Here is a 13050-nt window from a genome sequence, read left to right as displayed (position 1 = left end):
CGAGACTGGGCCCAGAACCAGTTGGGAGTGACTTGATGGACGCTCGCGGGTTGAACGAATCGCACGCCGTCCCGACGCCTTCGCTGGAGATCGCGTACGACGCCGCGGGGCCGGCGGACGGTCCGACCGTTGTCCTCCTCCATGGCTTCCCCTATGACGTGCGCTGCTACGACCAGGTGGCCACGGTTCTCGCCCAAGCCGGAATGCGCGTCGTGGCGCCGTACCTTCGGGGATTCGGTAGGACCCGCTATCGCAATTCGGACATCATGCGCTCCGGCCAGCAGGGGGCGCTCGGCCAGGATCTGCTTGATCTACTCGATGCACTCGAGGTCGAACGCGCCGTGGTCGGAGGGTTCGACTGGGGTGGCCGAGCGGCATGCATCGCAGCAGCGGTAGCGCCCGCGCGGGTATCGGGTTTGGTGACGGTCGGCGGCTACAACATCCAGAACATCGCCGGATCCGGCGAGCCCGCCCCGCCCGAAGCCGAGAGCGCTGCCTGGTACACCCACTACTTCCTCACCGAGCGAGGACGCGCCGGGCTCGAACGCTACACCGACGAACTGTGCGGACTGTTGTGGCGACAGTGGTCACCCACGTGGCCAGGCTGTGACGCCTCCTTCGCGACCAGCGCGCCGAGCCTGCACAATCCCGATTTCGTCGCCACCGTCATCCACTCCTACCAACACCGCCGCGGCGCCGCCCCCGGCGACCCACGCTACGACAACCTCGAGAAACTTCTGGCGACGACGCCGGCCATCACCGTGCCGACCATCTCGCTCGACGCCCTCGCTGACGGCCTCGGCGCCGACGACTCACGGGCGGACGAGCCACTGTTCACCGGCGGCTTCGACCGGCGCGAGTTACCCGGCGTCGGCCACAACCCTCCCCAGGAGGACCCGGCGACAATCGCCCAAGCAGTGCTGGACGTCGCCACAGCCCACTGAAGCGCCATCGACGCCGCGGCCGGCACCCCGGAATACGGCAAGGGCACTGACCGGCGACTGACTGTGGACCTCGGCCGGCCCGGCGACGCCGCCGGCGGCAGATCCGTGGCGTGGCGCAAATGTCGAAGTGGGCTTCGCGGGCTACGACGTTCGGTCTGAACGCAATCTCCAGCTGATCGAAGGACGGCCATGAACACTGTTACTCCGTTTCGTATCGAGGTCCCGCAGGTTGAGCTGGATGACCTTCGGCATCGGCTCGATCGGACGCGGTTCACCGAGGAGTTGCCGGATTCCGGGTGGGACTACGGCGTACCGGTGGCCGCTGTCCGCGAACTCGTCGCGCATTGGCGCACGGCGTACGACTGGCGCGCTTGGGAGGCCAGGCTCAACGAGTATCCGCAGTTCACGACGACGATCGACGGGCAGCGGATCCATTTCCTGCATGTGCATTCACCGGAGCCGGACGCGAAGCCGCTGATCCTCACCCACGGCTGGCCCGGTTCGATCGCGGAATTCCTCGACGTGATCGGGCCATTGACGGATCCGCGTGCGCACGGGGGCGATCCGGCGTCGGCATTCCATCTGGTGGTTGCGTCGCTGCCGGGGTGCGGGTTCTCCGGCCCGACGACCGAGCGTGGGTGGGGACCGCGTCGGATCGCGTCAGCCTGGACCGAGTTGATGGCGCGGCTCGGGTATGAGCGCTACTGCGTGGCCGGCAACGACTGGGGAACCTTCGTCTCGCTGGAGCTCGGCAGAATCGCACCGGACCGAGTCGTGGGCGTCCATGTGACACAGATCTTCACCGGTCCGGCCGGTGAGCCCGGTGAGCTGGACAACCTCACCGACGACGAGCAGGCCGCGCTGGACAACGAGCTGCGATTCGAGCGGACCATGAGTGCGTACGGCGTACTCCAGGCCCAGCAACCACAATCGCTCGCGCACGCGCTGGCGGATTCACCGGCGGGTTTGCTCGGCTGGCACTGCCTGATCTACCGGGGCGGCCTGGATCCCGACTTCATTCTGACCAACGTGATGATCCATTGGCTCACCGGCACCGTCGCCTCGGCGATGCGCATCTACTACGAGTTCGCCCGTCAAGACGGTCCCACCGCGCCGACGACCGTACCGGTCGCCCTTGCCCAGTTCAGCGAGGACACTATGCCGGTACACCGCTTCGTTCATCGCGACCACAAGAACCTCGTGTCGTGGAACGTCTTCGACCGACCCGGGCACTTCGCCGCGACCCAGTCGCCGGATCTGCTGATCGCCGATATCCAGAGCTTCTTCAAGCAGCTGCACTGCCGCTGAGCGGTTCAATCAACCAACCGGGCTTGCGGAGCCGGCACGGTTCTGGTGAACGGATCCTCAACCTCCGTTGCCGCGGCCGGTCTCAGCGGGGTGGGCGGAGTACTGCGAAGGGGTCGGTGACGGTCAGTTCGCGGGCCGCGAACTTGTAGACGGTCGCCGGACGGCCGCCGCTCTGGCCGGGGCTGGCTCGGCGGTCGGTCGGGTCGATCACGTGCCGGCGGGTCAGGACGCGGGTGAGGTTGGTGGCGCCGAGCTCGTAGCCGAGTGCGGCGCCGAACAGATCACGGAGCTCCGCGATGGTGAACTCCAGCGGAGCCAGCGCGAAACCGATGTTCGTGTACGACAGTTTCGCGCGTAGCCGCGCGACCGCGGCCTCGATGAAGTAGTGATGATCGAACGCAGTCCGCGGCAGCTCGTCCACGGGGTGCCACTGTGTGTCGGACGGAAGCATCGGCTGTACGTCGGACGGAACCAGGCCCAGATACGCCGTCGCCAGCACGCGGGCCCGCGGATCACGATCGATCGCGCTGTGCGTGGCCAGCTGCTCGAGGTGCGCGACGTCGCGAACATCGACCTTCGTCGCAAGGTGCCCGGTGATGGCCTCCCGGAGCCGCTCCGTGGGCTCGACCCCGCCGCCGGGAAGCGCCCAGCGGCCGCGGTACGGGCTCTGTGCGCGTTTCCACAGCAGTACGCACAGCCTGCCCTCGCGAACGGACAGGACCACGGCGAGTACCTCGTGCGGGTAGCTGGGGAAGTTAACCGGATCACCCTTCTTGGCTGTGGGCACGAGGCCGATGGTAGCGTGCCAGTTAGTTATCGCCTATGAAGCGAAAACATCATGGAGGGTGCGACAGATGGAAACGCAGACGGTCCGGAGCGCGGTGCTGACCGCATTGGCCGAAGACCAGGCGGCAGACGATGTCACCACCCGGTGGAGCGTCCCGGAGACGCTGGAGGCCGAGGCGACGATGATCGCCAAGCAGTCCGGTCGCGTGGCCGGCATGACCGCCGTACAGGAGGTGTATGCCGCAGTCGATCCCACCGTGAAGGTGCGGACGGCTGTTGCCGACGGTGATCCGGTGGTCCCGGGGCAGCCGCTGGCGTGGATCAGCGGCGCTGCGCGGTCGATCATCACCGGCGAGCGGGTCGCGCTGAACTTCGCCCAGCGGATGTCAGGCATCGCAACCCTCACGTCGGCCTTCGTAGCCGCGATCGGAGCGCGTCCGGTCGCGCTCCTCGACACCCGAAAGACAGCACCCGGCCTCCGGGCGATGGACAAGTACGCCGTGAGTTGCGGCGGCGGGACCAACCACCGGCTCGACCTGTCGGCCATGGTGCTGCTCAAGGAGAACCACCTCGCCGCGGCCGGCGGCGTCCTCCCGGCCGTTCGCCGGGTCCGGGACGGCATGGCCGCCGAAGACAACGGCATGGCCATCGAGGTCGAGGTCACCACTGCGGACGAGGCCCGCGAAGCGCTGGACTGCCGGGTCGAGTGGATCCTGCTGGACAACATGACGATCGAGCAGATGGCCCTGATCGTCGAGTGGCGCAACACCTCCGGATCCCCCACCCGGCTCGAGGCCTCCGGCAACATCACCTTGGACACCATTGCGGATGTCGCCGACACCGGCGTCGATGCCATCTCGGTCGGCGCCCTGACCCACTCCCCTGCCGCACTCGATATCAGTCTGCTGGTGGCCGGCAACGACGGATGAACCAGGCATTGTCATGCCCAGTTATCGCTTATCAAGCGAAAACCTCCCGAAAGAAGGACCTGTTGTGACGACGGCAATCAGCTGGCAGGAAGAGGTACGGCACCTCGCCCAGGAGCGGGATGCGGTGATCCTCGCCCACAACTACCAGGAACCGGCGATCCAGGACGTGGCGGACCACGTCGGCGACTCACTCGCACTGTCGCGCATCGCGGCCAGTACCGACGCGTCCACGATCGTGTTCTGCGGCGTGCATTTCATGGCCGAAACCGCCAAGCTCCTCAGCCCGGACAAGACCGTGCTGATCCCGACGGCCCAGGCGGGCTGCTCGCTGGCGGACACCATCGACGCCGACCAGCTCCGGGCCTGGAAGGCCGAGCACCCCGACGCCGTGGTTGTCGCCTATGTCAACACCAGCGCGGCGGTGAAGGCCGAGGCGGACGTCTGCTGTACGTCGTCCAACGCGGTCGAGGTGGTGAACTCGATTCCGGCGGACCGGCCGATCCTGTTCCTGCCCGATCAGTTCCTCGGCGCGCACGTCCGGCGACAGACGGGCCGGGACAACATCGAGGTGTGGATGGGTGAGTGTCATGTGCACGCCGGCATCAGCGCCGCCGACCTGCGCGCTCAGGTAGCCGCCGATCCCGCAGCCGAGGTCCTCGTACACCCCGAGTGCGGCTGCGCGTCGTCGGCCGTCTGGCTCGCCGGCGTCGGTGATCTTCCGGCCGAGCGGACCCACATCCTGTCCACCGCCGGCATGCTGGACACCGCTCGCGGCCTGACCGCCAAGACGGCTCTGGTCGCGACCGAGATCGGCATGCTCCATCAGCTGCGCAAGGTCAACCAGCGGACGACGTTCCTGCCGGTGAACCCGAAGGCCTCGTGCCGCTTCATGAAGATGATCACCCCGGAGCTGCTGGTGCGGTGCCTGCGGGAGGGACGCGACGAGATCCAGCTACCGCCTGAGGTCGTCGAGCGGGCCCGGCGCTCGGTCGAGCGGATGGTTGCCATCGGCAAGCCTGCGGGCGCTCGATGAAGCGCGTGGCCGATGTCGTCGTCATCGGCTCCGGCGTGGCGGGCCTGTCAACCGCACTCGGCCTCGCGGCGACCCGCGAAGTACTCCTGCTCAGCGCCGGCGACGGCAGCACGCCCTGGGCGCAGGGTGGCATCTCGGCCGCGTACGGCGCGGACGATCCGCTCGACCACTTGTACGACACCGAGGTCGCGGGTGCGGGATTCTGCGATCCGCGCAACGTCCGTGCGCTGGTCGAGGAGGGACCGCAGCGTCTGGCAGAGCTCATCGCCCAGGGGGCCCGCTTCGACCGCAACAGCGACGGTTCGCTGTCGAGGACCCTGGAGGGCGGCCACGGTCGTCCCCGGATCGTGCACGCAGGCGGTGACGCCACCGGCGCCGAGGTTCATCGGGCGCTCCTCAGTGCCCTGCAGCGAAGCAGCGTTCGGACGGTGACCGGGCGTACCGTCGGTCTGCTGCAGTCGGAGTACGGCAGCGTGGTCGGCGTGCTCGTCGAGACGGGCACCGAGGTCCGGCAGATCGAGGCGCGCGCCGTCGTACTGGCCACCGGCGGTATCGGCAACGCGTACCTGGCCAGCACCAATCCCGCGACGGTGCGCGGTGACGGGATCGCCTTGGCGCTGCGAGCCGGCGCGTCGCTGGTGGACATGGAGTTCGTCCAGTTCCACCCGACCGCGCTCCACACCGGTGAGACCAGCGGTCAGTTGCCCCTGGTCACCGAGGCCGTCCGAGGCGAGGGCGCCGTACTGCGCGACGTCCACGGCCGCCGGATCATGGCCGGACGGCATCCGCGAGCCGACCTGGCGCCGCGAGACGTCGTCGCTCGGGCGATCGAGGCGACGATGCGCCGCGACGGATCGGACCATGTCTGGCTGGATGCGACAGCTGTCGCGCCCGACGTCCTCCGGAGGCGGTTCCCGACCGTACTGGCCTCGTGCGCACGCATCGGCGTCGACCTGTTGACCGAGCAGATACCGGTCGCGCCGGCCGAACACTTCCTGTGCGGCGGCGTTCGGACCGATCGGAACGGCGCAACCGACGTACCCGGCCTGTACGCGGTCGGCGAGGTCGCCGCGACCGGCGTCCACGGGGCCAACCGGCTCGCCTCGAACAGCCTGCTGGAAGGGCTCGTCTTCGGGCGGCGCGTCGCAACGGCCCTGACCCTCGACCTCCCCGCCAAGGACGTCGGCCGCGCCCGTGAGCTCCTGCTCGGCGAGGATCGGCAACCGGAGCGGATCCGCGCGATCCTCAGCAGGTACGCCGGCATCCGTCGCGACGGAGCCGGTCTGAACGCCGCCGCGGACGAGCTCGACTCCATGGGCACCGGACCGCTCGCGACGGTGGCGCGGGCTGTCGTCGTCGCGGCGACCGCACGCCAGGACAGCCGCGGCTGTCACTGGCGTTCCGACCATCCGCACGCCGACGAACGATGGGACGAGCACATCGTCGTACGCCTCGACCACGAAGGCCGCCCGACCACGCTCAGCTCAGCCGTGGAGGCTGCGGTAGCGCTCGGCCGCCCCCGGGTGGAGCTTCAACGGGCTGGTACCGATGAGTGAGTTCGGATCAAGGTAGTGCGCGCCGACCGCAGCGGCCGGCACGAGCCCTGACGCATGCCTGACGAGCACGTCGACGATCTTCGACGCGACCGCACGGGGCACTTCAGGCCGGCAGATCAGCAGGTTCGGTACGCCGATCGTGCTGACCTGCTCGGCACCGCTGTAGGTGCCGGCCGGGATCTGCGCCCGCTGGTAGACCACGCCGTACGCCGTGCGCAGCGTGGACAGCCAGCGATCGAGCGGCAGCAGGCGGATGGGCACCTGAGCGGAAAGATCCGACAGCCGCCGGGTCGGTACCCCGCCGGACCAGAACATCGCGTCGATCCGTCCGGCGGCAAGCGCGTCAGCGGCGTCCGACAGATGGAGGTTGGCGACCACGGGGGCACGCTCGGCGTGCATGCCGGCCGCGATCAGGAGCCGGTTCGTGGTCAGCGCGGCACCGGCGCCTGGTGGCCCGGCAGAAATCGGCTTGCCGACCAGGTCAGGCAACTTGCGGACGGGTCCGGCCGCACGGACCACGCACTGCAAATAGTTCTCGTACACCCTGCCGAGAGCGACAACCTCGCGCGACTGCGCCGTGGCATCAGCGAGGCATATGGCCAAGTCTGCTTGTTTGAGACGCAGGAGCTCGAGGTTCTGCAGGCTGCCCTCCGTCGACCGCACCTCGACGGCCCGGGCGACCTTTGCAGCCGTCAGCTGGGTGGCGAGGAGTTGTGCGAACTCCAGGTAGAACCCGCCGCGCTCACCGCCGGCCACGACCAGCCGGTCCACGATGGGGTGGTCAGAGCTGCAACCACCGACGAGCGACGCCAGTCCGGCAGCCAGCAGAACCCGCCGGGACAAGCGCAGCATGTGCTGCCCAGTGCCTGCTTCGTCGCTCATGTCGCCGTCCGCAGGTCGACGTGAACCGCCAGGCCGTGTGGCGTCACCGCCTCGATCGTGAGCGTGCCGCCGGCGGCGCTCACCAACTGGTCGACGATCGCCAGGCCGAGGCCGCTGCCTCGCGGCGACTGGTGCTGATCGGCGCGCCAGAACCGCTGCAATGCCAACTCGCGTTGCTCCTGGGGAAGCCCTGGCCCGTCGTCGACGACACTCAGCCGGACGCCGTCCGCGCCCGACTTCTCGATCCGGACGGTCACCCGCGCTCCGTGGCCGGCGTACTTGATCGCGTTGTCGACGAGGGCGCCGACGATCTGTCGCAGGTCGGTTTCGCTGACCGCCACAGGCGGTACAGCGGCGAGCTCGGCTGCCAGGTCGACACCGTTCTCGGCAGCGAGCAGCCGCCACGCTCCCACTTCACCGGGCAGCACCTCGGACACCACCGACTGACCGGCCACGGCATCCGGGCGCCGGCTCTCGGCCTCGGCAAGCCTGAGCAGATCGTTGAGCAGCGCTTCGAGCCGATCAAGGTCCTGCTGGATGCCGGCGAACCGCGGGCTGGACGGATCGCGGAGCTCCGAGGCCAGAGCGTCGAGCCGGAGGCGGACGGCCGCCAGCGGGTTCCGCAGCTGGTGCGACGAATCGGCCACCATCCGGCGCTGCATCTCCAGGGAGCGTGTGACCGTGGCTGCCATGTCCGCGAACGATCGGGTCAGATGGCGTAGCTCGGGCGGGCCGGACAGCATGACAGCCGGGCCCGTCGTCGGCGTTTCGGCAAGGCCGACGACGGCCTCCTCGAGCCGGCGGACCGGGCGGACCACCCAGCGGGTGAGGAGGATCGCGAGCTCGAGGAGGAGCAGCTCGGCGGCGATCGCCCCGGTCACGATCAGCGCCCAGTCGCGACGGACGCCGGAGATCGCCCGGCCGGCATCGACGCGCAGCACGACTGCGCCGGCCAACTCATGGGGAGTGCCGACGGGACGGGCCAGCAGATGCCGTCGCTCGCTCCAGGGCCGCACCGGGTCGAGGGTCGTCTGCGCGAGGTTCCGCGACGCGGAGGCCAGGGTCTCTCGCACACCCGGATCGTTGAGATCCAGCGAGCCCGTGGACATCAGAGGGTGTCCGCTAGGGCCCACCAGCAGCAGGTCTTCGCCGTACACCTCGGTGATCCGGGACGCCTCGGCCTGCACGGTGGCCAGGTCGCCGGCGTCCCGCACCTCCCTGGCCAGTGCGGCGAGCCGGTCAAGCGTTGCGACGCGGCTGAGCAACAGCGCCTGCGTGCGAGCCTGAGAGGTGGTCGCGAGGAGCGGCAGCACCAACCCGGCCACTGCGACGAGGGAGAAGATCGTCAGCACGATCAGAACTCGCGTTCTCATGCGCCGAGCCGGTATCCGAATCCGCGGATGGTGGTGATCAGGCCGGGACTGCCGAGTTTGACGCGTAGCTGGGCAAGATGGACGTCGAGCGCCCGCGAGCTCGCCAGGAAGGCGTCGCCCCACAGCTCGTCGAGGATCACCTCGCGGCTCACCGCGGCACCAACTCGGCGCGCCAGCGCCCCGAGCAGGTCGAACTCCTTCGGAGTGAGCGCGATCTCCCGCTCGCCGACCCTGACGCGTCGAGCGGTCAGGTCGATGACGACGTCACCCACCTCGACCACGCCGGCCGGCAGTGAGCTCCGGGCGCGACGGGTGACCACCACATCGATCCGGGCCAGCAGCTCGCCCAACCGCACAGGCTTCACCAGATAGTCGTCCGCCCCGAGCCGCAGGCCGCGCACCACCGACCGCTCGTCACCGCGCGCGGTGACGACCACCAGCGGCACCTCGCTGACCTGGCGCAGCTTTCGCAGCACGTCCAGCCCGTCTCCGTCGGGCAGGCCGAGGTCCAGCAACACGACATCGGCCGAGCTGTGCCGAAGCAGTACGTCGGCACCCCTGGAGACCCGATCCGGTTGGTGACCATGCGCGCCGAGGACGTCGACCAGCGCCTCACCGACGCTGTCGTCGTCCTCGGCGATCAGTATCCGCACGACGTCAATGTCGTGACAACGGCCGCACTGCGCAACCCCGGGCGCCGAATCCTTACGTGGCCTTGAGAACCACCTCTGGACCGGGTGCCGGTCGACACGCGCACGTCTGTTGTCGATACGCGCAGGATCGTGGGGGACCTCGTGGACGCGACAGTGCCGGGCCGTGTTCCTTGACACGGAGGACTCAGTTCTTCCTTCGTCGCCCCGTGGAGGCCGTCATGCCGTCTCGTATTCTTCAACGCCCGCGTAAGGCCGGTTGGTTGGCGGTGGCGATGAGCAGTGTCCTCGCCCTCCTCGGAAGTTTGCTGGTCGTCATCGCGTCGACGCCGGCTGCTGCCTCGACGGTGTTGGGCGAAGCACAGGCACGGGACGTCGCCGCCAGGACAGGACGCCAGGTCGAAGTCGGCACCCTGACCACCGAGACAGGGCAGGTGTTCGCCAATCCGGACGGTTCGTACACCCGGCACGAGTCGGCGTTGCCGGTCCGGGTCCGCGGGTCGTCCGGGTGGGTGCCGGTGGACATGACGTTGCGAGCCGGAGCGGACGGAACGGTGGCGCCGGTCGCCGGCCCGCTCGATCTGGCGTTCTCCGGGGGCGGCGAGACGCCTCTGGTGCGGCTTCGCCGGGACGGCCGTGAGCTGGCTGTCGGCTGGCCGGGCAAACTCCCCCAGCCGGTGCTGTCCGGCGACACCGCGACGTACCAGGAGGTCTTTCCCGGTGTCGACCTCGTCCTCACTGCGTCGACTGCCGGTCTGTCCCAGATCCTGGTGGTCAAGAACGCGGCGGCCGCGGCGAACCCGGCGCTCGGATCGTTGCCGTATCGCCTGACCGCCAAGGGTTTGACGGTGCATGCCACGGCGGCCGGCCTGACCGCGACGGGTCCGGCCGGCGAGGTCGTGTTCAGCGGACCCGCGCCGTACATGTGGGATTCCTCCGGTCACGGGTCCGCCGTACAGCCCGGTGGCCGGGTCACGAAAGTTGGCGCCCGGGTGGCCGGGGATCAGCTGTCACTGGTGCCGGATCGGGCGTTGCTGACCGCCAAGACCACCCGGTTCCCGGTCTACATCGACCCGTCGTGGTCCGGCATCAAGCAGGCCTGGACCCAGGTGTGGAGCAACTACCCGACCACGTCGTTCTACAACGGCGCGAACCTCGGCACTTCGGAGAAGGTCGCCCGGGTGGGCTACGACAGCACGGACAACAAGCGCACCCGCTCGTTCTTCCAGTTCGACACCAGCGGCGTGAAGTACAAGCACATCCTCAAGGCCACGCTGCAGACCTCCGCGAACTGGTCGTGGTCCTGCACGGTGCGCGAGGTGCAGGTCTGGGCGACCAACCCGATCTCCTCGGCGACGACCTGGAAGAACCAGCCGACCTGGGCGTACCAGATGGAGAAGAAGAGCTTCGCGAAGGGCTTCTCGTCGTCCAGTTGCCCGGCCGGCGGGGTGGAGTTCAACGTGACCAGCCAGGTCACCAACGCCGCGGCCAACGGCTGGTCCAACGTCACGCAGGGACTTCGGGCGTCGACGTGGGCGGAGAGCCACAACGATTCGTACTCGTGGAAGAAGTTCGCCAACAACCCGAGCATCACCATCGACTACAACACGATTCCCGACAACCCGGCCAACCTCACCACCGAAGGCTCGGCGTCGTGCGTGACGGGCGCCGATCGGCTGGTCGTGTCCACGGTGACGCCGACGCTTCGAGCGACTCTCCAGGACGCTGACAACTCGGTCCAAGCGCACTTCGAGTGGTGGACGGTCGACGGTTCGGCCCCTGTCGGGGAGTACGTCTCGCCGACCGTCGCGGGCGCAACGCCGACGGTCGTGGCGACCACTGTTCCGTCGGGCGCCTTCGGCAACGGTGCGGTCGGCAAGTGGCGGGTACGGGCCGAGGACGGCATCGACGTCAGCGCGTGGAGTCCGTGGTGTGAGTTCGCGGTGGACGCCACGGTTCCTGAGGCGCCGACGGCGGCGTCGTCGGGGTTCCCGGACAACGGGGCCGGCGACGCGGTGATGGGGACGAGCCTGCCGGTGACGTTCGGCGCGAACGGCGAGTCCGATGTCGTCAGGTACGAGTACGCCCTGAACGGGACCTCGACCGCGCTGAACCTGACCGCGACGCCGCCGGCGCCGGGTGGCGAGGCGACGGTCTCGGTCGTGCCGGATCGGTACGTGAACTGGGTGCACGTCCGCTCGGTCGATGCCGGGGGCAACCGTTCCGCGGTGGTGACGGCGGTGTTCTACGCGGGCCCGGCGCCCGGCCCGGTCGCGGACTGGGGGCTGGACGAGACCGGTGACGGCACGGTGGCGGTCGACTCCGCGCCGGGAGGGCACAGCGCCTCCCTGGGTGGCGGCGCGTCCTGGGGCGACGGCAGGCAAGGCGGTGCCCTGACGCTCAACGGCACCACGGGGTACGCGGCGACGAGCGGGGCGGTGGTCAACACGCTGGACTCGTTGTCCGTATCGGGCTGGGTGCGGCTGACCGACACGTCGCGCAACGCGGTGATCGCCACCCAGGTCGGGAACCAGGCCGGAGCCTTCACGTTGTACTACTCGAGCTCGTACCGGCGGTGGATCTTCAACCGCACCTCGGCCGACGTCGCCTCGCCGACGTACATCCGGGCGATCTCCACGACGGTGCCCGCGGCGGACGGCAGGTGGGTCCACCTGACCGGTGTGTACGACGCGCCGAACGCCCAGATCCGGCTTTACGTGAACGGTGTCCTCGAGGCCACCACGGCGTACACCACGCCGTGGAGCGCGGCCGGCTCGTTCCAGATCGGGCGGTCGAAGGTCAACGGCGTCTACGGCGAGTACTGGCCGGGTGACGTGGACCAACTGCAGGTCTACAACCGGGTGCTGCTGCCGGGCGAGATCCAGCAGGTGGCCCGGCGCGACGGTCAGTGGCTGATGGACGAGAGCTCCGGCACGACGGCCGGGGACACCGGCGGGGCGCATCCGGCCAGTTGGTCGGCCGGCGGTGTGACACGCGTGGCCGGCAAGACCGGCAACGCGGTGCAGCTGAACGGCACCACCGGTGTGCTGACGGCGTCAGGACCGGCGGTCCGCACCGACGGCAGCTTCACGGTCGCCGCCTGGGTGAAGCCGACCGCGGTCGGCAAGAACGAAGTCGTGATCAGTCAGGACGGCTCGCAGGTGAGCGGTTTCAGCCTCGGATACGCCTGGGACGACATGTACGGCGGTTACCGCTGGTCGATGGCGATGCCGGTCGCGGACTCGGCGGTGGCGGAGGTGCACACGGCGGTCGGCCCGTTCGACGAGCCGGTGGCCGGCGGGTGGACACACGTCGCGGGGGTGTACGACGCGAAGGCTCAGACGCTGCGGCTGTACGTCGGCGGCCAGTTCGTGGCCGAGACGTATCACCGCAGCGCGTGGAACGCGACCGGGGCGGCCCGCTTCGGAGCGGGGTGGACGTCGGCGGCCGGCCTCGGTGGCTTCTTCACCGGCGCGATCGACGACGTTCAGATGTATGCCGGCGTGCTCTCGGATCAGCAGATCGCCGACCTGTACTTGCCGTCCCAGCAGTGACCCGCCCGACCGTGGGCACAGTTCCGCCCCGCCCC

The 13050-nt window shown here is 69.1% G+C and carries 10 protein-coding genes; 6 read left to right on the top strand and 4 right to left on the bottom strand.

From position 1 onward, the window contains the following. The first annotated feature begins 50 nt into the window (after positions 1 to 50). Complete coding sequence (locus AB0I12_RS04855; RefSeq protein WP_359924623.1) at positions 51 to 944, top strand: alpha/beta hydrolase; 894 nt, start codon at positions 51 to 53, stop codon at positions 942 to 944. A 189-nt stretch (positions 945 to 1133) separates the two neighbouring features. Then, the gene (locus AB0I12_RS04850) at positions 1134 to 2252 is read left to right on the top strand and encodes an epoxide hydrolase family protein (RefSeq protein ID WP_359924620.1); all 1119 of its coding nucleotides are present in this window, start codon (positions 1134 to 1136) and stop codon (positions 2250 to 2252) included. An 82-nt stretch (positions 2253 to 2334) separates the two neighbouring features. Here the strand turns inward: AB0I12_RS04850 and AB0I12_RS04845 are convergent, their stop codons facing one another. Continuing rightward, complete coding sequence (locus tag AB0I12_RS04845; protein WP_359924617.1) at positions 2335 to 3039, bottom strand: NUDIX domain-containing protein; 705 nt, start codon at positions 3037 to 3039, stop codon at positions 2335 to 2337. Positions 3040 to 3106: 67 nt separating this feature from the next. On the opposite strand from AB0I12_RS04845, the gene nadC reads away from it, so the two are divergent. From nadC to nadB, 3 genes are all read left to right on the top strand, one after another. After that, complete coding sequence (gene nadC, locus AB0I12_RS04840; protein ID WP_359924615.1) at positions 3107 to 3967, top strand: carboxylating nicotinate-nucleotide diphosphorylase; 861 nt, start codon at positions 3107 to 3109, stop codon at positions 3965 to 3967. Between the two features lie 64 nt (positions 3968 to 4031). Next, complete coding sequence (nadA, locus tag AB0I12_RS04835; RefSeq protein ID WP_359924612.1) at positions 4032 to 5000, top strand: quinolinate synthase NadA; 969 nt, start codon at positions 4032 to 4034, stop codon at positions 4998 to 5000. Further along, positions 4997 to 6556 (top strand): L-aspartate oxidase, encoded by a 1560-nt coding sequence (gene nadB / locus AB0I12_RS04830; RefSeq protein ID WP_359924609.1) that lies wholly within the window; start codon positions 4997 to 4999, stop codon positions 6554 to 6556. Before nadA ends, nadB begins: the two co-directional genes overlap by 4 nt. Here the strand turns inward: nadB and AB0I12_RS04825 are convergent. Genes AB0I12_RS04825 through AB0I12_RS04815 form a run of 3 tightly spaced genes read right to left on the bottom strand, consistent with a single transcriptional unit; the run spans position 6485 to position 9464 of the window. Next, positions 6485 to 7438: a TAXI family TRAP transporter solute-binding subunit gene (locus tag AB0I12_RS04825; RefSeq protein ID WP_359924606.1), complete on the bottom strand. Its 954-nt coding sequence runs from the start codon at positions 7436 to 7438 to the stop codon at positions 6485 to 6487. The two genes, nadB and AB0I12_RS04825, sit on opposite strands and share 72 nt — an antisense overlap. Continuing rightward, positions 7435 to 8811: a HAMP domain-containing sensor histidine kinase gene (locus AB0I12_RS04820; RefSeq protein ID WP_359924603.1), complete on the bottom strand. Its 1377-nt coding sequence runs from the start codon at positions 8809 to 8811 to the stop codon at positions 7435 to 7437. Before AB0I12_RS04820 ends, AB0I12_RS04825 begins: the two co-directional genes overlap by 4 nt. After that, a complete protein-coding gene (locus tag AB0I12_RS04815; RefSeq protein ID WP_359924600.1) occupies positions 8808 to 9464 on the bottom strand; it encodes a response regulator transcription factor in 657 nt (218 codons plus the stop codon). Before AB0I12_RS04815 ends, AB0I12_RS04820 begins: the two co-directional genes overlap by 4 nt. Before the next feature lie 272 nt (positions 9465 to 9736). Here AB0I12_RS04815 and AB0I12_RS04810 point away from each other — a divergent pair, with 272 nt between their 5' ends. Next, on the top strand, positions 9737 to 13015 hold the full coding sequence (locus AB0I12_RS04810; protein ID WP_359924597.1) for a LamG-like jellyroll fold domain-containing protein: 3279 nt from the start codon (positions 9737 to 9739) through the stop codon (positions 13013 to 13015). The last annotated feature ends 35 nt before the right edge of the window (positions 13016 to 13050 follow it).

This window comes from Kribbella sp. NPDC050459, from assembly GCF_040655315.1.
Taxonomy (GTDB): Bacteria; Actinomycetota; Actinomycetes; order Propionibacteriales; family Kribbellaceae; genus Kribbella.
Note: the sequence above shows the minus strand (reverse complement) of the source record. Positions and strands in the feature narration are given on the sequence as shown.